Annotated in this window: 17 protein-coding genes; 3 read left to right on the top strand and 14 right to left on the bottom strand. The window is 36.6% G+C overall.

Features of this window, described 5'->3' with window-relative positions:
- Positions 1 to 4: 4 nt before the first annotated feature.
- Positions 5 to 838, bottom strand: a complete 834-nt coding sequence (locus COB47_RS03550) for a sigma-E processing peptidase SpoIIGA (protein ID WP_013290031.1) — start codon at positions 836 to 838, stop codon at positions 5 to 7.
- 540 nt (positions 839 to 1378) lie between these two features.
- Here COB47_RS03550 and COB47_RS03545 point away from each other — a divergent pair.
- The 3 genes from COB47_RS03545 to COB47_RS03535 all read left to right on the top strand — a co-directional run bounded on the left by COB47_RS03545 (position 1379) and on the right by COB47_RS03535 (position 5389).
- Positions 1379 to 3265 (top strand): sialate O-acetylesterase, encoded by a 1887-nt coding sequence (locus COB47_RS03545; protein ID WP_013290030.1) that lies wholly within the window; start codon positions 1379 to 1381, stop codon positions 3263 to 3265.
- A gap of 24 nt (positions 3266 to 3289) precedes the next feature.
- A complete protein-coding gene (locus COB47_RS03540; protein ID WP_013290029.1) occupies positions 3290 to 4090 on the top strand; it encodes a polysaccharide deacetylase family protein in 801 nt (266 codons plus the stop codon).
- 75 nt (positions 4091 to 4165) lie between these two features.
- Positions 4166 to 5389 carry an endo-1,4-beta-xylanase gene (locus tag COB47_RS03535; RefSeq protein ID WP_013290028.1) on the top strand — a complete coding sequence of 408 codons (1224 nt, stop codon included), beginning with the start codon at positions 4166 to 4168 and terminating at the stop codon, positions 5387 to 5389.
- 71 nt (positions 5390 to 5460) lie between these two features.
- Here the strand turns inward: COB47_RS03535 and ftsZ are convergent, their stop codons facing one another.
- The 13 genes from ftsZ to COB47_RS03470 all read right to left on the bottom strand — a co-directional run bounded on the left by ftsZ (position 5461) and on the right by COB47_RS03470 (position 19835).
- Positions 5461 to 6543, bottom strand: coding sequence for a cell division protein FtsZ (gene ftsZ / locus COB47_RS03530; protein ID WP_013290027.1), 1083 nt, complete (start codon positions 6541 to 6543; stop codon positions 5461 to 5463).
- Positions 6540 to 6902, bottom strand: a complete 363-nt coding sequence (locus tag COB47_RS03525; protein WP_013290026.1) for a small basic family protein — start codon at positions 6900 to 6902, stop codon at positions 6540 to 6542. Before COB47_RS03525 ends, ftsZ begins: the two co-directional genes overlap by 4 nt.
- 7 nt (positions 6903 to 6909) lie before the next feature.
- A complete protein-coding gene (locus COB47_RS03520) occupies positions 6910 to 7653 on the bottom strand; it encodes a DUF881 domain-containing protein (protein WP_013290025.1) in 744 nt (247 codons plus the stop codon).
- A gap of 6 nt (positions 7654 to 7659) precedes the next feature.
- Positions 7660 to 8394, bottom strand: coding sequence for a cell division protein FtsQ/DivIB (locus COB47_RS03515; protein ID WP_013290024.1), 735 nt, complete (start codon positions 8392 to 8394; stop codon positions 7660 to 7662).
- A 10-nt stretch (positions 8395 to 8404) separates the two neighbouring features.
- On the bottom strand, positions 8405 to 9673 hold the full coding sequence (gene murA, locus COB47_RS03510; RefSeq protein WP_013290023.1) for a UDP-N-acetylglucosamine 1-carboxyvinyltransferase: 1269 nt from the start codon (positions 9671 to 9673) through the stop codon (positions 8405 to 8407).
- A gap of 72 nt (positions 9674 to 9745) precedes the next feature.
- Positions 9746 to 10855 carry an undecaprenyldiphospho-muramoylpentapeptide beta-N-acetylglucosaminyltransferase gene (gene murG, locus COB47_RS03505; RefSeq protein ID WP_013290022.1) on the bottom strand — a complete coding sequence of 370 codons (1110 nt, stop codon included), beginning with the start codon at positions 10853 to 10855 and terminating at the stop codon, positions 9746 to 9748.
- Positions 10852 to 11937, bottom strand: coding sequence for a putative lipid II flippase FtsW (gene ftsW / locus COB47_RS03500; RefSeq protein WP_013290021.1), 1086 nt, complete (start codon positions 11935 to 11937; stop codon positions 10852 to 10854). Before ftsW ends, murG begins: the two co-directional genes overlap by 4 nt.
- A 29-nt stretch (positions 11938 to 11966) precedes the next feature.
- Positions 11967 to 13334, bottom strand: a complete 1368-nt coding sequence (gene murD, locus COB47_RS03495) for a UDP-N-acetylmuramoyl-L-alanine--D-glutamate ligase (RefSeq protein ID WP_013290020.1) — start codon at positions 13332 to 13334, stop codon at positions 11967 to 11969.
- Between the two features lie 18 nt (positions 13335 to 13352).
- Positions 13353 to 14315, bottom strand: coding sequence for a phospho-N-acetylmuramoyl-pentapeptide-transferase (gene mraY, locus COB47_RS03490; RefSeq protein WP_013290019.1), 963 nt, complete (start codon positions 14313 to 14315; stop codon positions 13353 to 13355).
- Positions 14316 to 14318: 3 nt separating this feature from the next.
- Positions 14319 to 15665: a UDP-N-acetylmuramoyl-tripeptide--D-alanyl-D-alanine ligase gene (locus tag COB47_RS03485; protein WP_013290018.1), complete on the bottom strand. Its 1347-nt coding sequence runs from the start codon at positions 15663 to 15665 to the stop codon at positions 14319 to 14321.
- Positions 15662 to 17149: a UDP-N-acetylmuramoyl-L-alanyl-D-glutamate--2,6-diaminopimelate ligase gene (locus COB47_RS03480; RefSeq protein ID WP_083771549.1), complete on the bottom strand. Its 1488-nt coding sequence runs from the start codon at positions 17147 to 17149 to the stop codon at positions 15662 to 15664. The genes COB47_RS03485 and COB47_RS03480 overlap by 4 nt, the downstream gene beginning before the upstream one ends.
- On the bottom strand, positions 17139 to 19298 hold the full coding sequence (locus tag COB47_RS03475) for a stage V sporulation protein D (protein WP_013290016.1): 2160 nt from the start codon (positions 19296 to 19298) through the stop codon (positions 17139 to 17141). Before COB47_RS03475 ends, COB47_RS03480 begins: the two co-directional genes overlap by 11 nt.
- 36 nt (positions 19299 to 19334) lie before the next feature.
- The gene (locus COB47_RS03470) at positions 19335 to 19835 is read right to left on the bottom strand and encodes a cell division protein FtsL (protein ID WP_013290015.1); all 501 of its coding nucleotides are present in this window, start codon (positions 19833 to 19835) and stop codon (positions 19335 to 19337) included.
- Positions 19836 to 19851: the final 16 nt, after the last annotated feature.

Here is a 19851-nt window from a genome sequence, read left to right as displayed (position 1 = left end):
AAAATCAGATTAAATCAGGGCCGAGCAGTGCTGAGTACCTGTTTGAAATCTTTTTGTCATACAAGGCAATTGCCACATCTTTTTTTATCCATGTGTTTTTGTTCTCTGACACATAAAACTCATCGGGTATAACTCCCACCAAAACTCCATGTTCCTGCCCAATTGAATTGTAAGGTATCAAAACAATTCTGTTCCCCAAAAGTTCCTGAAGCTTTTCAAGATCCTTTGAACAGATATCTTTTGCGTCTTCACCCATCTCAAGAAGCTTTTTTTCAACAATTACAACAGGTTTGCCAGAGAAAGGTTCTTTTAAGTTATTGCCTGTATCTACATATCCCACACAGCTGTATTCTGACTGATTTATCTTGAATCTTATATACCTTATGAGTGAATCTTTGTAGACCTTTTTAATTACAAGCTCATACGACAGCTTGAACACAATTAGCGAAATGCCAAGTGCAAGTAGCACGTTTTTTAGTTTTAGCTGCACAGAGTACTCAATACTATTTCTTGAAATATAATAAACGAAAAATCCCATTCCACCAAACATAATTGTTACAAGGTAAAAGCTGAGAAGTTGTCTGATAAAGCCAAAAAAGTTTTTTGGCAAAAAGGTAAAATATACAAGAAAAATTGAAACAATTATTTTCCCAACAGGAGAGTACAAAAATTGCAGAGGCTGATAAAATTGAAACAGCGAATAAAAAGCCCCAAGCATACTTATGAGCAAAATCTTAAAACTATTAACATTTGTTTTGAGTAAATATGATGTCACAAGAAGAATAAAATAATTTATAACTAAATTTTCCAATATATATACATCTGCGTAAATAATCATCTTCTCGCCACTATTTGTCCTCAAAAGAGTTATTTCTAAGTAATAATTATATTCCTGCAAAGGTAAAAATTATGTCAAAAAAGTTTCAACTGGTCCTCCTTACCAAAAACAAATTTCTAACAATTTTTTGCAAAAAATAAACCATTTTTTATTTAACCACTGAAACTCTGTACCAATACCAAGCAAAAAATTTTTAGCATTAAAAGAGTACTTGAGAGAATACAAGGATTAAACTATTTTCGTGTGTATGACAAAAGATTGTTAACTTTAATTTCCAATTATTTTCGGATAGATATAATTCAGAAGTTATGTTAAAATAAAGAGTAACAACAGCTACAAAGTATTTGTTGTTTTTAATAAAGCTTGAAATCGATTTCCTTTTAATGATAAGAAACAATTTTACTTATTAAAAAGATCTTACTTGCGATAGTACTTTATCATTAATTATCGCAAGTTATTGAACCTCACTCTTGTATATAAGCTTTTCAATAAACCTTCGATGTTTTTTAAAAAATACATATACCAAAGAGGGGATTGCTAATGGCACTTAGATTGGCTCGGTTGATAAGTGATGGCATGGTACTGCAAAGAGACCAAAAGATAAAAATATGGGGCTGGGCTTTACCAGAAGAAAAAGTTACAGTACACTTTTTGGGCAAGTCATACAGTACTGTTGCCAACACTGACGGCAAGTGGGAAGTGACTTTACCTGAGCTGCAAGCAGGCGGACCTTATTTTATGGTAATAGAAACATTTCAAAAAAGCATCACTATAAACAACATACTAATAGGAGATGTGTGGGTTTGTTCTGGTCAATCGAATATGGTTTTGCCCATGGAAAGAGTAAAAGATATTTATGAAGAGGAGATAGCTAATTGCGACAATCCTTTCATAAGACAGTTCACTGTGCCTGACAGGTATGACTTCAAAGGACCACAAGAAGATTTGGAAGAAGGTAGCTGGGAACCAGTTACTAAAGATACCATTCTTCGGTTTTCGGCTGTGGGATACTTTTTTGCCAAGGCATTATTTGAAAAGTACCATGTGCCCATAGGCTTGATTAAAGCATGCGTTGGTGGAACTCCGATAGAAGCATGGCTTAGCGAAGATGCCTTACAACAATTTCCTGAAAATTTGAAAATACTTGAACAGCTCAAGGTTGACGGCTATATAGAAAGCATAAAGAAAAAGGAAGAAGCCGAGATAAATGCCTGGTATGAAAAACTAAACAAAGAGGATAAAGGTATGAAAAAAGGTGAGCCTGCATGGTTTGATCCTAACTACGATGACTCGGACTGGCAAACTGTTAAACTCCCAGCTTCTTGGAAAGAAATGGGGTTAGACTCTTTGAAAGGAGTGGTATGGTTTAGGAAAAAAGTAACTGTACCTGCTTCTATGGTCGGCAAACCCGCAAAGCTTTATATGGGTACAATAGTTGACAGTGATCACACTTATATTAACGGTACTCTTGTAGGTTCAACTTCTTATCGCTATCCTCCAAGAAAATACGAGGTCCCTGCGCACCTACTTAAACCAGGTGAAAATGTAATAGCCATAAGAGTTATAAGTAACGATGGTAACGGAGAGTTTGTCAAAGGCAAGCCTTACAAACTTTTCACTGAAGATTACCAAATCAGCCTAGAAGGCGAGTGGAAATACAGAGTCGGTGCAGTAGCTGAAAAGCCTCTACCATCTATGACTTTCTTCGAGTACAAACCTGCAGGATTGTTCAATGGCATGATTGCACCGCTTTTAAAATTTAGTATTAAAGGTGTTATATGGTATCAGGGTGAATCAAACACTGATAACCCTAAAGGATATCATAAGAAGTTCTGTGCGTTAATATCCGATTGGAGGCAAAAGTGGGGACAGGGTGACTTCCCTTTCCTGTACGTACAATTGGCAAACTTTATGGAGGCAAAGTCCCAACCATCAGAGAGTAAGTGGGCTGAACTCAGAGAACAGCAGCGAAAGACACTCGCCGTTCCAAATACAGGCATGGCTGTTACCATTGACTTAGGAGAATGGAATGACCTGCATCCCTCTAACAAAAAAGATGTGGGAGAAAGGCTTGCCCTACTTGCCCGAAAAATTGCATATGGCGAAGAAAATCTTGTTGCTTCTGGTCCACTTTATAAGTCTGCAAAGATTGAAGGTAATAAGGTAATTATTGAATTTTCAGAAGTTGGCAGTGGTCTTATTGCAAAAGGAGGTGGCGAACTTAAACATTTTGCAATTGCTGGAAGTGACAAAAAATTTACCTGGGCTAAAGCTGTCATAGAAGATAACAAAGTTATAGTATGGAACGAAAGTATCTCAAATCCTGCTTATGTTCGATATGCATGGGCTGACAATCCAGAAGGAGCAAATCTGTACAATAAAGAAGGCTTGCCAGCCTCTCCGTTTACAACAGAAGAAGAAATATAGCAAAAATTTCAGGGGTGAGAATAAATGGATATAAAGTTTGATTTATTTCCTTTTGGCAAAACAAAAGCACTGACTATGAGTTATGATGACGGACAAATATTCGATAGAAGGCTTGTTGAAATTTTTAATGAATATGGAATAAAAGGCACTTTTCATTTGAATTCAGGAAATCTTGGTAAAAAACCTTTTATTTCACCGGATGAAGTTGCAAAGCTATATGAAGGCCATGAAGTTGCTGTTCACACTAAAACCCATCCTTTCATGGATTGTATTCCAATTGAGGCTGTGGTTGAAGAAATTTTAGAAGACAGAAAAAATTTAGAGACATTAGTTGGTTACCCGGTTAAAGGTATGTCTTATCCTTATGGAGTATATAATGAAGAAATTGTGAATATTTTGCCAAGTCTCGGGATTGAATATGCAAGGACTGTAGAATCTCACCATGATTTTCGTATTCCGTCAAACTTTTTAACCTGGGCTCCAACTTGTCATCATGATGACAATTTATTGGAACTTGGACGTAAATTTTTAGATTATGAATATAAAGGAAAACTAAAGTTAATGTATGTGTGGGGACATAGTTTCGAATTTGAAAGAAAAAATAATTGGCATTTAATAGAAAATTTTTGCAAATTGATGGCGGGAAAAGACGATATTTGGTATGCGACTAACATCGAAATAGTAAGATATCTCAAAGCACTACGAAGTTTACAATTTTCAGTAAATGGCGATTTTGTCTATAACCCATCTGCTATTTCAGTGTGGATAAGCGTTAACAATAAACCTGTAGAAATTAAAAGTGGTAAAATTATAAAACTGAAATAATAATCCTGTATTGTTTGTAATGCAAACTATTTTTTGTAATTTAATGCCAATAAAAAATAAAGGAGGAAAATACTCATGAATAATTATGAACATCGCAAAAGTACAGTCACATTGAAAATTAAAAGGTCAGATGGCACGCCTTTGAAAAATACAGAGGTGGTGGTAAGACAGACAAAACATAAATTCTTGTTTGGCTGTGCCGAATTTTCAGTAGTACCTTTTGCCAACAATGAACTCCAAGGCAAAGAAAAAGAAAAATCCGAAATAATTTTCGAAAAGTTTTTGGATCTTTTTAACTTTGCTACTCTGCCATTTTATTGGGCAAGATTTGAACCAGTTAAAGGTAAACCTGATACTCTCAGACTTAAAAATACAGCTAAATGGCTTATATCCAAAGGATGTACAGTAAAAGGTCACCCGCTTTGCTGGCACACTCTCACAGCTCCGTGGCTGCTTGAGATGAACAATCAAAAGATATTAGCTGCTCAGCTCGAGCGAATTCGGCGAGAAGTAAGCGAGTATGCAGGTTTGATTGATATTTGGGATGTGATCAATGAAGTTGTGATTATGCCCATATTTAATAAGTATGACAATGGTATTACAAGAATATGTAAGGAACTTGGCCGAATACGTCTTGTTAGAGAGGTTTTTGCTGTAGCAAGGGAAGCAAATCCACGTGGAATATTTCTCATAAACGATTTTAACACCTCTGTAGCATATGAAATTTTAATTGAAGGACTTCTTGAAGCAGGAGTTAGAATTGATGCAATAGGAATTCAATCTCATATGCACCAAGGATATTGGGGAGTTGAAAAAACTCAGGAGATATTAGAAAGATTTTCTCGTTTTAACCTACCTATTCACTTTACAGAAACCACTATTATCTCAGGCAACCTTATGCCACCAGAAATTGAAGACTTAAATGACTATAAAGTTGAAGAATGGCCAAGTACACCTGAAGGTGAAGAGCGACAGGCCATGGAGGCTATGTTGCATTACAAAACACTTTTTGCACATCCAAAGGTTGAGGCTATCACATGGTGGAATTTTGTAGATGGAGAGTGGCTCAACGCACCTGCTGGTTTTATAACCAAAGATGGTAGAATAAAACCCATCTACTACGAGCTTTACAAGCTTATAAAAGGTGAATGGTGGACTGAACAGCAGTATCTAATGACCGATGAACAAGGTAGTGTAAAAGTATCAGGATATATGGGAGATTATGAAATCAGCTTCAGCAACAAGACAACAACCTTTGTTCTCGATAAAACAAATGAACTTATTGAAATTACTTTTTGATATTTAAAATGAAGATTTTAAAACTCAAGAAAATATAAGCCCCCTGCCTTTTTAGCAAGGGGGTATATTTTTTATTTCTTGTTTTTTAAAAATATTGGAATTTCAAATATATCATCGTCCTGGAACAGATTTTGCAGATTGCCGACCTTTGGCAGCGAAGCTTTGTTGGCCTGGACAGATGACTGTTCTTCATTGGTTGTGTCAAATCCTGTTGCAATAACAGTGACCTGAACTTCATCCTTCATCTCTTCATTGAACACAATGCCCATTATAAAGTTAACATTCTCATCAGCTTCGGAAGAAATAAGCTCGTTTGCTCTTTCAATTTCGTCAAGCAGAAGTTCTTCTGGATTTCCAGTGTAGTTTACAAGAACACCTTTCGCACCTTTTATTGACGTCTCAAGAAGAGGACTGTTGATTGCCTGTTCTAAAGCCTTAAGTACTTTTTCGTCGCCTTTTGCCTTGCCTATTCCCATGTGCGCATATCCCTTGTTCATCATAATAGCCTTGACATCTGCAAAGTCCACGTTTATTAGTCCCGCATTCAAGATAATATCAGAAATTCCCTGAACACCCTGTCTTAGCACATCATCAGCCATTCTGAATGCATCTGAAATTTTGAGACTCTTATTTGTCGAAAGCATAAAAAGCCTGTCGTTTGGCACAATAATTATTGTATCTACAATCTTCTTCAACTCTTCTATTCCTTTTTCTGCGTTAATTCTTCGCTTTGCGCCTTCACTTTTAAATGGTCTTGTAACAACAGCAACAGTTAGTATTCCAAGCTCTTTTGCTATCTCAGCAACAACAGGTGAGGCACCCGTACCTGTACCACCACCCATTCCCGCTGTGATAAATACCATGTCTGCTCCTTTTAAAACCTGGGCTATATCCTCTTTACTTTCTTCTGCTGCTTTTCTTCCAATCTCCGGGTCTGCTCCCGCTCCAAGTCCTTTTGTAATCTTCTCACCTATTTGAATCTTATAATGCGCTTTCGAACGCTGAAGAGCCTGCTTGTCAGTGTTCACTGCTATGAACTCTACCCCCGACACACCAACGTCAATCATCCTATTGACCGCATTGTTTCCTGCGCCACCAACACCAACAACTTTCAATTGTGCAATGGTCATTTTTTCTGTGTCAAAACTAATCATTGGTTTTTCTCCTCCTTAGAAAAACTCTTGTTTTTTAGCAAAATTGCTCTGCGCATCTCTCCAAAATTTTGAAAAATTCTAACACCAAAAGCCACAATTGCTGCTTGGTACAGCGGAATACCAAGCATGTCACCCATATAAGCAAGAAGCATGGCTATTAATGTATTACCCACAAATCCAGAAATGAATATGTCAATCTTGAAATCACCTTTCAAATTTGATTTTAGAGCTCCAAATATAGAATCAAGTGCTGCAAGAAGACCAACTGCAACATAGGATGAATAATCCTGAGGAATACTTATTGGAATAAAAAGCCCTATTAATATTCCAACCAAAAGAGCAATTACAAGCACTATCATACTCTCATCAGCTTCCTTCACTCTTTATCTTTGCGTAATTGAACTTCAAACTTCCGGTATAACGTGGAATGACAATTTTTGAAGCTTCTTCAATCTTAACCTCTATAGAAAATTCTTTTAAAAGGTCTATGATACCACCCCGCATCTCAAGAGAATTTTTAAGAATCTTAGGGTCACCGATTGCCTTTATTATGTACGGGGCAGAATACCTTGTGTTATTTATGCTTATAGTTGGTCCTGCACATCTTATCTCTGTGGTTGAAACCACTCTCTGGTCATTTATTGCTATGGCTTCAGCTCCTGCTGCCCTAAGTTCATTTATTACCTGCAAAATATCAGAATCATGTAGCAAAAAACTGTTTGGATCAACATTTGGCTGGGCAGGAATTTTGCTATCGTCAAGGGTAACAATAATACCAGGTCCTTCTACATCAGTAAGCCCTGCTAAAATCTTGACCTTGTCAAGCTCTTCTTTCAAAAGCTCGGTTGTTTTGCTTATACTTGCTGCTGAGTCTTGATACTCTTTAAGTTTTGTCTCCAAATCATACACTTGCTGACGAAGGCTCACATTTTCCTTCCTCAGCTGATTTATCTGTTCTGCAAGCTCAATAGCTCTAGCCTTTTCCAAATTTTTAAGTTCGTTGCTCTGCCTAACACTTTTTATCTGCATGGACATCAAAATCCCCAGAACCAATAACAAAATAGCAATGGCAACCTGTCCACCCGTCGGTTTTTTAATCTTTACCTTCATATTCTTTTAATTGTCCTCCCCAGTATTTGGACTGAACGTGGCAATCCCATTTGAGTTTAGTGTTATAACACCTTCTATGTTTTTTGGTAATTTATTGTACACGCTTTTCAAAAGCTTCAATTTGTAATCTATCTCTGACCCATCTCCAAGCTTTACAGTTAGCTTGTCCATCTTCAATTCAATGTCGTTTACATTTTTTAATAAGATTTCTATGACTTTGACTTTAAAAGTATGAAACGCATTAAACTTCTTTAGACTTTGAGAAACCTCAATTGCTTTTTGTAGTAAGAACTCATCTGTTGTTATAATTCTTTTTCCAACTGCTACCTGAGTTACTTTTAGCCCATTAAATATAATCGAATTTTCTCGTAAATCCCCTTCTATTCTTATTACATACCCTTTTTTGTCTATTTCTATATATGAATTTAAGTATCTTATAAGACCCGCTGTTTGTTTTTCATAAACATCAATCACAAGGGTGTTAGGCAGCTTTCTTTTTATTTTAACATCCTCTATTTCCGGATTTTCTAAAAGTTTTTGCTTAATCTCTTTTGTATTTATACTCAGTATATTCTGAGTTTGATATTGCTGTATTATTTTTATGATATCATTTTTTTTAACTCTTTGCAAATTATGTATACTAAAATGCTTCACGTCAAAGTAATCCAAGTTAAAAATAAAAAGAGAAAGAAGGATCCCTAACATTAATAATACACTAATCTTTATACTTAATCTACCCATTTTTAAATATTCACTCACCTTTTTCTCTTAAAATCTTTGCCCCCAGCCAAGAGTATTTCTCCTCTATTTTTTCGTAACCCCTGTCAATATACTCTGCCTCCAAAACCTCTGTTACTCCTTCTGCGCATAGCCCTGCCAAAAAAAGTGCAGCTCCTCCTCTCAAGTCGCGAGCAAAGACCTGACAACCTCTCAATTTTTCAACTCCATTTATTACTGCAATATCCTTTTCAACATGTATGTCAGCACCCATTTTAATAAGTTCTGGAATGTGTTTAAACCTGTTTTCAAAAATGGTCTCCTTGATTATAGTAACCCCATCCGCAACCACAAACGCACTACAAACAGGAGCCTGAAGATCTGTGGGAAAACCAGGGTAGTAATGTGTAGTTATCCGCTGACCGCCTTTTAACCTTCCTTCTTTCTTTATCCAAATCTCATTCTTTGATTCTTTAATTTTACACCCCGCACTTTTGAGAATATGCAAAATCGAATCCAAATGTCTTGGAAATACACCTCTCAAAACCACTTCTTCTCCACATGCAGCAACTGCGCACAGGTAAGTTCCTGCCACAATTCTATCAGGAATAACTTTATGAATCACTTCTTCACTTTTTAATTTTTTCACACCTTCAATCTTAATTATGTGAGTACCTGCACCTTTAATTTTAGCACCAAGTTTGTTCAAAAAATGACAAAGATCAGCTATCTCAGGTTCTTTTGCTGCATTTTTTATCACTACTTCACCATCGCAAAATATGGAGGCAAGAATTATATTCTCTGTTGCTCCAACTGACGGAATTGGCAAAAATATCCCATTACTTTTAACCTTTTTGCATTTGCACATTATCTTGCTATCATGTTCAAATACTTCTATCCCAAGCTGTCTAAAAGCCAAGATGTGAAGATCTATCGGTCTTTGCCCTATCTCACACCCCCCTGGCTGATTAGATAGTTCTGCCTTTTTAAACTTGCTCAAAAGTGCTCCCATGAAAAGTATACTTGAGCGCATCAACTTGGCATACTCAGGCGGGATGGTAAATCTTTTAATTGAGCTACTATCTACCACCACTGTATTATTTTCAAACAAAACCTTGCATCCAAGATACTTAAGAATCTCCAATGTGTGTCTCACATCAGCAATATCAGGTACATTTGTGATAATTACTTTGTTTTCTGCTAAAATAGAAGCTGTTAATATGGGAAGTACTGCATTTTTTGCACCTTCAACCTCAATTTCTCCCATGAGCTTTGCTGGACCATATACGATAAGTTTTTGCATTTTTACTTCCAAACTTTTCAGCAAACCGTCGCATATTATTTTATTCTTTAGCGCCAGCAGCTGTTACAAAACTTATTTGATATATTCTCTTATTATTTTCGCTATATTTTCAGTTGCATCAGGTCTTCCAAGATTTTTGCTTTTTTTCTGCATTGAAGTATACAACTCTTTATCATATATAAGTTTTTCCAAAAAAATTTTAAGCTTATCTTCCTCAAGTTCATTTTCAAGTACAACAAAACACGCACCTTGCCTTTCAAGTGCTCTTGCATTGTATTCTTGATGATTGTTAACTACATACGGTGATGGGACAATAATGCTTGGCTTGCCAAGAGCAGTTATCTCAGAAATAGCTATAGCACCACCTCTTGAGACAACAATGTCAGCAGCAGCAAGATATTTTGGCATCTCCATAATATATGGATACAGACTTATGTTTGTCAGCGCATTCAACTGCTTAGCATAATTCTTTGCATCATCAAACTTCTTCTCACCTGTCGAAAGGATAAAATGTACATCCTTGTTACCTTCAAAAGACTTTGCAAGTCTTATCGCTGCCCTGTTTAGGTTTTCTGCACCTCTGCTTCCACCTACTATCAAAACAGTGGTCTTACCTTCAACTCCAATCTCACGTTTTGCCTGGCTTTGATTGTAGTTCAAAATCTCAAGCCTGATTGGATTCCCTGTCAAAATAATATTTTTGCTTTTTTTGAAGTATTTTCTGCTCTCTTCAAAACTTATCAAAACCTTGTCACAAAATCTTGAAATTATCCTGTTAGCAAGACCCGGAAAAGCATTCTGTTCGTGCAAAATAATCTTTATTCCAAGACTTTTTGCAGCAAACGCAACAGGAAGTGATACATAACCCCCTGTTACAAATACGGCAGCTGGTTTGTATCGCTTTAATATCTTCTTAGCCTGCCTAAACCCTTTTAAAAACTTTATTAATACCTCAACATTTTTTACCGTCAGCTGTCTTTTAAGACCTTTTACCTCTATAAACTCTATCTTGTAACCAGCCCCGGGTACAATCTTTGCCTCCAGTCCTTCTTTTGTTCCAACGAAGATTATGTTAAAGTACTTATCAGATCTTTTCAAAAAATCGGCAACTGAAATTGCAGGATAAATATGACCACCTGTCCCGCCACCGCTAAATATTAATGTTTTACTTTCGTGTGTCATTTTATCACCTTGATTCTTCTTGAAATGCTCAGCAAAAGTCCTACACCAAAAAGATGAAACACTATTGAAGTTCCCCCGTATGTTATAAACGGTAATGGCACACCTGTTGCCGGCACTGAAGCTGTTACAACAGCAATGTTCAAGATTGCCTGCAACGCTATTATGCTTGTGACACCAAACGCTAAAAGTGTGCCAAACCTATCAGGACTATTTAGCGCAATAACAATCCCTCTCCATACAAACAGGACAAACAGAACTATCACAAATATAGCTCCAACAAACCCGAGTTCTTCACACAAGATTGAAAATATAAAATCTGTGTGGGGCTCCGGAATGTACAATAGTTTTTGCCTACTCTGACCAAGTCCCATACCAAAAAGTCCACCAGAACCAATAGCGTACAGCGACTGAATTATCTGGTACCCTTTGTCTGTGGGATCTGCCCATGGGTTAAAAAGCGCCTGAATTCTTTCCACCCTATACTGTTCTTTTGTTGTCAGGTAGTACAAAATCGGCACAGCTAAAGCACCCATTGTTACAAAATAGCTAAGATTGAGTCCCCACGCAAAGAGCATGAGCATTGAAATCCCAAGTATCAGTATGCAAGTGCTCATGTTTGGTTCCTTGTATATAAGTACAAAGAACAGCCCTGTTAAAAGCATTGAAATAACAAAAACTTTAAATCTCGATTTTGGTTTGTCAACACGGTCAAAGTACGTAGCAAGAGTTATCACAAGAGCATACTTTGCAAGCTCTGATGGCTGAAACTGAACAGGACCAATGTCAATCCATCTGCGTGCGTTGTTTACAAGCTTGCCTATACCTGGAATTAAGACTGCTACAAGCGATATTGCAGCTATTATATAAAGCATAATGGCAAACTTTTTCCACACTCTGTAATCAATTTGACTTGTTATATACATAACTATTAAACCCAGTAGAATACCTATTACTTGTTTTTTTAAAAAATGATAACTGTCATGAAAGTGATAATATGCATAGTAATAACTTGCACTGAATATCATTACAACTCCAATGAGCGAAAGTAAAAGAGTGATATATAAAAGCGGATAGTCAATCATCTTCTTTTCCATCCTTGATATTCACATCCCTATGTCAAAAGCTCATTTACATATTCTTTAAACATTTTTCCTCTCTGCTCATAATTTTCAAACATATCCCAACTTGCGCATGCAGGTGACAGAAGTACAACATCACCGCTCTTTGCATATTCAAAGCTCTTCTCTACTGCCTCTTTCAAGCTGGACACCAACTCAAAGTTTTGATACCCTATTTTCTCAAGTTCGTTGGCAATCTTTTGCTTTGTCTGACCGAGCAAAAATACTTTCTTGACCTTTTTAGCTATCAAACCTGCAAACCTTTCAAAACTTTCTCCCTTGTCATATCCTCCAGCAATTAAAATTATTGGGCTTTCAAAAGCACTGATTGCCTTTTCAGCCGCATCAGTGTTTGTTCCTTTTGAATCATTATAAAATTTTATACCATTTATCTCTGTCACAAATTCTATCCTGTGTTCAACCCCTTTGAAAGTCTTCAACACATCCTTAATAGTATCTTTTGCTACCCCAAACGGCAAAGTGCAGGCAATAGCTGCAAGCGCATTTTCTAAATTGTGTTCTCCTGGAATAAATATCTCATCTTTTTTCATAACCTCTTGTGTTTTACCTCCAAAAGTAAAATAGATTTTGTTTTCTTCAACAAAAACCATATTTTTGAAATGATTCTTATTTTTTGAAAATACTATTACATTCCTTTTTGCCAATCCTATCAAGTCACGGGTTATGCCATTGTCATAGTTGAGGACTGTATATCCTGCCTCGTCAATATTTTCGAAGATTCTCATCTTTGCTTTTACATAATTTTCCATTGTTGCGTGCCTGTTTAGATGGTCAGGAGTGATATTGAGAATACATCCAACCTTTGGTTTAAAGTACTTAATTGTTTCAAGCTGAAAACTCGATATCTCAAGCACAAAAATAGTATTTTCACTTGATGTTTCTACAGTATCAATAAATGGAAGACCAATGTTACCACATACAACTACATCATCATGCTGCTTTTTTAAAATCTCTCCTACAAGAGTTGTGGTTGTTGTCTTGCCATTTGTACCGGTGATGGCCACAATATTTTTACTTTTACAGAACCTGTACGCAAGCTCAATCTCACCAATGACCTCAACACCCTTTTTGTGAGCAAGCACAACAATTCTTTTGCTAAGCGGCACTCCAGGACTTACAACAACAAGCTGAATCTTGTCTATCACCTCATCGGGAATCTCACAATAATAGATTTCATCACATGATTCTTCTGCACAATTTCTATCTTCTTTTTTGAACTGGTCTTCTGCTTTTTCATCAAAACCTATGACAAAAGCCCCCTGTTTTTTCAAAAAACTCGCAGAAGCCAATCCGCTTCTGCCAAGGCCTACCACCAAGACACTTTTCCCTTTTAAATCCAATTTTAAAACCTCCAACTCCTAAATTTTCAGCTGTATCATTGCCAAGGCAAGCAAGCAAAACAGAATTGTAAATATCCAAAACACAACAACAACCTTTGCTTCATCCCAACCTAAAAGCTCAAAATGATGGTGCAAAGGCGCCATCCTAAATATCCTCTTTTTTGTGAGCTTAAAATATATAACTTGAAGTATCACAGAGAGGGCCTCTATGATATACAGACCACCTACAACCAAAACAAGCACAGGCTGTTTTAACATCACAGCAATTGCAAATATCGAACCACCCAGCATCAGAGACCCCGTGTCTCCCATAAAAACAATAGCTGGATGCGCGTTGTACCTCAAAAAACCCATACAGCTCCCCACAATAGCACCGCTAAATATTGCCATATCATGATTTCTTGAAAATATAGAGATAATAGCTAAAAACAAAGAAACTATCATTGTCACACCGCTTGCTAAACCGTCAAGTCCATCTGTAAGGTTTACAGCATTAACAGTGAAAACCATTAAAACTGACATCACAGGAACATACGCCCATTTTAAATCAATGTACCTATTTACAACCGGCAGGTAAACGTCACTTCCTAAATGTTTTTGTATGACATACAAAAACGTTATGCTGATCAAAAATTGAAGTACCAGCTTTTCACGTGCGCGAAGCCCCAAAGATCTTCTTAACACTACCTTTATGAAATCGTCTATAAAACCTATGAGACCAAACGCAACTGTTACTATCAGCGGTGCTCCAATGGCAGGATACTTTTTGTAGAATATGAGCGATGTTATGATTATACTCAAACCTATAACAAGCCCACCCATTGTGGGAGTACCGCTTTTCTTGTGGTGTGTTTTGGGACCATCATCTCGCACAACCTGACCAAATTTCAAGTATTTTAAAAATGGAATCACAAAAGGCATGATAATTAAAACAATCAAAAATGAAATTATTATTGCAAGTATTGTGTCAATGTCAAGCATCTTTTACCTCTCCTTGAGAAATTCATCTACAATTTCATCCAATTTTATACCCCGCGAAGCCTTAAAAAGAATTGTGGAATTGGTTGTAACTTCTCTTTTCAAAACATCTAAACACTCATCTTTTGAAACAAAATATGCTCTTGAACCCTCTTTCTTTTTTGCTTCATCGAATATATAAAACGCGTCTTTCCCTGTACATATGACAACATCTATCGGCTTTTGCAATATGTATCTGCCAACTTTCCTGTGTTCCTCTTCAGAAAACTCACCAAGTTCAAGCATGTCGCCCAACACTAATATCTTTTTGCCGTCAAACTCACATATACTGTCTATAGCAGACAGCATCGAATGTGTGCTTGCGTTGTAAGTATCATCTACAATGGTAATACTTCCTTTTTTGATAACTTCAAATCTTCTTTTTAGCCTCTCCTTTTGGCGGATGGCTTCTTTCACAAGCTGCCGGTCTATTCCTAAAATTGTACCTATCGCAATTGCAAAAAGAGAGTTATAAATGTCATGAAAATTAAAACTTTTTATGAAATATGTGTAGCCACCCACTTCAAATGAAAATCCATTCTGATGTCTTTGCACGTTTTGCGCCCTGAAATTGCTCTCGTTTTCAATCCCAATGGTGACAACCTTTCTTTTGAGTTCTTTTTTGTGAAGGTTCAAGATGTCATTGTCGTTGTTTATAATCAATATCCCACTTTCCGGCATTCCATCCTGAATCTCAGATTTTGCAAGAAAAATGTTGTAACGTGACTTTAAATTCTCAATATGAGCAACACCTATATTTGTGATAACTCCTATATTGGGTTTTGCAATTTGAGATAGTTTGGAAATTTCACCAAAATTGCTCATACCCATTTCAAATACAGCTACCTGTGTATCTTCTGGCATGTTCAAAATAGAAAATGGAAGCCCTATATGATTGTTTAAATTGCCCTGGTTTTTGAAAGTTTTGTACTTACAACTCAAGACATTGAATATATACTCTTTTGTGGAGGTTTTGCCTACACTCCCAGTAACTCCAATTACTGTTAGTCCTTTTAGTTTATCTCTCACATAAGATGCTAAGCCTTGCAGTGCAGCAAGTGTATCTTTGACCTTCACATAAGGTACTCTTACATTTTCAATTTCTTTATGAGAAATAAACGAAATTGCACCGTTTTGCAGAGCCTCTTCAACAAAATCATGCCCATCAAATCTGGTTCCTTTTAAAGGAATAAATAGGGTATTTTTACTTATATTTTTACTATTAAGTGAAAAACTGCTCACAAGAATATCGTCAGAAAAGTTTTTAAGCTCTCCGTTTAAAGCTTTTGCTATCTCAGAAAGCCACAGATTCATTCTCTTAGCTCCTTTAAGATATTCTTCACAACCTCTCTCTCATCAAACGGTATTGTTCTATCTTTTAAAATCTGGTAAGTCTCATGTCCCTTACCGGCAAGGACAATAAAATCATTTTCTCTTGCATTCTTTATGGCATATTTAATAGCCTCATACCTGTCGGGTATGACCACATACTCAACATTTGTCTTTTTTATCCCTTCCAAGATATCAGCAATTATCTTGAGTGGATCTTCTGTTCGCGGATTGTCAGATGTAACAATCACAAAATCTGCCATCTTGCCAGCAATCTCGCCCATAATTGGTCTTTTTGTCCTGTCTCTGTCTCCCCCGCATCCAAAAAGCAGTACCTTTCTACCATCTGCAACTTCATTTACTGTTTTCATAAGATTTAAAAGACCGTCAGGGGTGTGTGCATAGTCAATCACCACAGTAAACTTTTGGTTTGACTCAACTATCTCAAATCTGCCCGGTACAGCTTTTAATTCCTCAAGTCCTTTTTTTATTGTATCAAGTTCAATGCCAAGCAGAATGCAACACGCCGCAGCAGCAAGGCTATTGTAAATTGAAAAAAGTCCTGGGATATTAAGTAATATATTCTCTTTTTTGTTATTATAGTACAGATCAAACTGGTTTTTGTTAACAAAAAGTTTAATATTCTGTGCGCAAACGTTAGCATCACTGTCCTTGGCATATGTTATACAGTCAGGATACATCTCAATAATCCTTTTTCCCCAACTGTCGTCAGCATTTACTACTCTTTTCTTGCTCATACCGAAAAGTTTTAATTTTGCTGAAAAATAATTTTCCATTGTTCCATGAAAATCTAAATGATCTTGAGTCAGGTTTGTAAAAACTCCAACATCAAAATCACAGGCATATACTCTAAAAAGCTCAAGAGAGTGCGAAGAAACCTCCATTACAACACTGTCAACACCCTCACTTTTCATCTGCCAAAAGAGTTTTTGCAGGTCATAAGACTCAGGAGTTGTATGCTGAGCCTCAATTTCTTTACTACCTATCATATTTTTGATTGTACCAATCAACCCAACTTTCTGTCCATTAGCTTCAAGTATAGATTTTATCATAAATGTTGTTGAAGTTTTGCCGTTTGTACCTGTCACACCAATAAGCAAAAAATCTTTTGATGGATGAGCAAAAAAGTTTGCAGACATTACAGCAAGTGCCTTTCTGGTATTTGAAGTCTTGATATAATCAATCTTCCCTTCAATTTTAGACGTGTCAAAAAACTCATCTACAACTACCAAACGTGCACCATTTTGGATTGCCTCATCGATATATTCATGTCCATCTGTCTTGAAGCCTTTTATACATACAAAAGCAGAACCTTCTTTTGCATTCTTTGAATTGTACGCAATATCAGTTATATCTTTATCAAAATCTCCAACATTAGTTTCCAAAACATCAATGTTCTCAATTAAATCTTTTAATTTCAAGAAGTCTTCACCCTTTCTATTCCGCATTTTCTTTGTCAGCAATTTCAACCTCAACAATTGAACCTATTGGAACTTTTGTACCTGGCTGCGGATTTTGTCTTATAATCTTTCCTTTTATTCCTTTCACTTTTATGTTGAGAAGACTATTTGAAAGCACCTTTTGTGCATCCTGGGAACTCAAGCCCACTACATTCGGAACAGCTACAGTTGTCTGCGACATCTCTTGCGTAAACAATATTATTGTTGAACCTTCTTTCAACATAAACCCAGCCTTTGGAACTTGGTCAATTACTTTGTCGCCACTGCCTATGACCTTAGCATTGAACTTGTTATTGTATATTTCCTTTTTCGCATCTTCAATGTTCATTCCTATTGTACTTGGCACTATATATTCTTTATAAAACTCTATCTGTTTTAGTTCTTCAGCTGTGTACTGTGGCTGGATATCTAAATATCTTAGTATATCATTTAATAAATCTCTTGCAACTGGGGCAGCTATTAACCCTCCATAATAAAGTGAAGGGTCAGGTTCATCTATAATAACAAGAACTGACACCTCTGGATTGTCGGCCGGTGCAAAACCTCCAAATGATGCTATATACTTTTTAGATGTTTTATCATACTTTTGCGACGTTCCCGTTTTACCTGCAACTCTATAGCCAAGAAGATAAGCATTATGACCTGTACCGTTCGTTACAACAGACTGAAGAATATTTCTTAACCTTCTTGCAACGTCCTGGTCCAAAACTCTTCTTTTTTGCGGGCTGTCAAAAGACTTGATCAGTTTTTTGTCCTTATCATATATGGTCTTTACAACATGAGGCTGGACCCATACCCCATCGTTTGCAACTGCATTTATCATGCTGATAACCTGAATGGGAGTTGCTGAAATCCCCTGTCCAAAAGAAATTGTTGCAAGCTCAACAGGTCCAACCTTACCAATTGGTTGAACAATTCCTTTTGCTTCACCAGGAAGATCTATACCTGTCTTTTGTCCAAATCCAAAAAGATTTATATATTTATAAAGTTTTTCTTTCCCCAGTCTCTGCCCTATCTCTATAAACACAGGGTTACACGAATTTTGAACACCCTCAACAAAATTCTCGCTGCCATGCGGGTTATAATATCTCCAGCATTTTATTATTGCGTTTGCTACCTTTACATAACCTCTGCAATAAAACTGTGAATTCTCATTTACAACCCCTTCTTCAAGTCCTGCAGCTGCGGTGACTATCTTAAATGTTGACCCAGGCTCATATGTGTCTGTCAGTGCTCTGTTTCTCCACATTGACTGAACTATCTTGTTTTTCTCTGCTTGAGAAAGCTTATCAAAATCAGGAAACCTATCTTTGTATATAAGCTCAAACGGTTTATTTGGGTCAAAATCTGGTTTTGATGTCATGGCCAGAATCTCGCCTGTTTTAACCTTTTCAACAATTATGGTTACACTTTTTGCTTTGTTATCATACAAAGCCTTCTGAGCATACTTTTCAGCAAAATGTTGTATTGTCTCATCAATTGTAAGCATTAGGTCATATCCATCAACAGGTTTTTTAAAAAACTCTTCCGAAAACGGTGCAGCCCTGCCGCTTGCATCAGTCTGTGCTGAAATAGCGCCAGGCTTGCCGCGAAGATACTTGTCATAATAAAGTTCAAGCCCAGAAAGTCCTTGGTCGTCAATCCCTGTAAAACCAAGAACCTGAGCCAGAAAATTGCCGTTTGGATACACCCTTTTTGTCCCGCCCGTTAAGTAAATCCCCGGCAGAGCATATTTTCTTATCTTATCTGCCTTCTCTTTGTCAATATTGCGTGCTATGTAGATGTCTGAAACTCCTTTTGTATTGAGCTTATTCAAAATCTTTTGATAGTCCATCTGCAAAATACCAGACAGCACTTTTGCTGTCCATTCTTTGTCTTTAATCTGATTCAAAGATGCAACAACTGTCTCAGCTGTAATTGACATTGCCAAGATCTTGCCGTTCCTGTCTACAATGCTTCCTCTTTTAGGTGCAACAAGCCTCTCCCGCGTCCACTGGGAAAAAGCTCTTTTTTTGAGCTCTTCGCCTTTAATTAGCTGAAGATAAAAAAGTCTTCCCACCAACAACACAAAGCTTAAAAAAAACACAGCCATAACAAAAAGTATTCTCTTTTTTATCCTTAAAGACGCTTCTTTCAAGTCTTTTTTCCTCCAGCTTCTTGGGTCTTAAAAAAATTAAAAGATTTTCTTAATAAAGTTTATTATCAAAGACACTTTATTATTATAATTCGATTTTTCCTCTTTTGCGACCTTTTGATTCTTTTCTTCAGTTGAAGGAACAGTGACATAAACAACCTGAGAAAAGTCAGGATAAGTCATTGAATACTTCTGCTGTGCAATCTTTTCTATCTCAGAGAGAGTAAACTTGCCATCTATCTCAAGCTTTAACTGTTTGTTGATATCGGTTTGCAATTTAAGTTCATTCTGAAGCTGAGCAAGTTTTGCTCTCTCAATTGTAATATTTACATAACCGCACATAATAATTATTGACATACTGCAAAATATACAAACAAACAATACATTCCTTAAAAACCTCACCTTTTCAACCTTTTTTTGTTTTAAGATTTGCTTTCTTATCTGATTTTTTCTGGCAATCTCCTGTTCAATCTCTTCTCTTTCCGCCTGATAACCTTCCCAGTACTCCTCATTGTAAATTGCTGAACCTGTTCTTGGCATTTTAAAAACCCCCTTT

It is taken from the genome of Caldicellulosiruptor obsidiansis OB47 (assembly GCF_000145215.1).
In the GTDB taxonomy this organism is placed as follows: domain Bacteria; phylum Bacillota; class Thermoanaerobacteria; order Caldicellulosiruptorales; family Caldicellulosiruptoraceae; genus Caldicellulosiruptor; species Caldicellulosiruptor obsidiansis.
The sequence above is the reverse complement of the archived record's forward strand: the minus strand, read 5'-3'. Positions and strand labels throughout refer to the sequence as shown.

Excerpts from the sequence above, each read along its gene's own strand:
- COB47_RS03545 (WP_013290030.1), top strand. The coding sequence starts at position 1,379 with ATGGCACTTAGATTGGCTCGGTTGATAAGTGATGGCATGGTACTGCAA.
- COB47_RS03525 (WP_013290026.1), bottom strand. The coding sequence starts at position 6,902 with ATGATAGTGCTTGTAATTGCTCTTTTGGTTGGAATATTAATAGGGCTT.
- COB47_RS03520 (WP_013290025.1), bottom strand. The coding sequence starts at position 7,653 with ATGAAGGTAAAGATTAAAAAACCGACGGGTGGACAGGTTGCCATTGCT.
- COB47_RS03485 (WP_013290018.1), bottom strand. The coding sequence starts at position 15,665 with ATGAATCTGTGGCTTTCTGAGATAGCAAAAGCTTTAAACGGAGAGCTT.
- COB47_RS03550 (WP_013290031.1), bottom strand. The coding sequence starts at position 838 with ATGATTATTTACGCAGATGTATATATATTGGAAAATTTAGTTATAAAT.
- ftsW (WP_013290021.1), bottom strand. The coding sequence starts at position 11,937 with ATGATTGACTATCCGCTTTTATATATCACTCTTTTACTTTCGCTCATT.
- murG (WP_013290022.1), bottom strand. The coding sequence starts at position 10,855 with ATGACACACGAAAGTAAAACATTAATATTTAGCGGTGGCGGGACAGGT.
- murA (WP_013290023.1), bottom strand. The coding sequence starts at position 9,673 with ATGCAAAAACTTATCGTATATGGTCCAGCAAAGCTCATGGGAGAAATT.
- ftsZ (WP_013290027.1), bottom strand. The coding sequence starts at position 6,543 with ATGATTAGTTTTGACACAGAAAAAATGACCATTGCACAATTGAAAGTT.
- mraY (WP_013290019.1), bottom strand. The coding sequence starts at position 14,315 with ATGCTTGACATTGACACAATACTTGCAATAATAATTTCATTTTTGATT.
- COB47_RS03540 (WP_013290029.1), top strand. The coding sequence starts at position 3,290 with ATGGATATAAAGTTTGATTTATTTCCTTTTGGCAAAACAAAAGCACTG.
- COB47_RS03480 (WP_083771549.1), bottom strand. The coding sequence starts at position 17,149 with ATGCGGAATAGAAAGGGTGAAGACTTCTTGAAATTAAAAGATTTAATT.
- COB47_RS03470 (WP_013290015.1), bottom strand. The coding sequence starts at position 19,835 with ATGCCAAGAACAGGTTCAGCAATTTACAATGAGGAGTACTGGGAAGGT.
- COB47_RS03515 (WP_013290024.1), bottom strand. The coding sequence starts at position 8,394 with ATGGGTAGATTAAGTATAAAGATTAGTGTATTATTAATGTTAGGGATC.
- COB47_RS03535 (WP_013290028.1), top strand. The coding sequence starts at position 4,166 with ATGAATAATTATGAACATCGCAAAAGTACAGTCACATTGAAAATTAAA.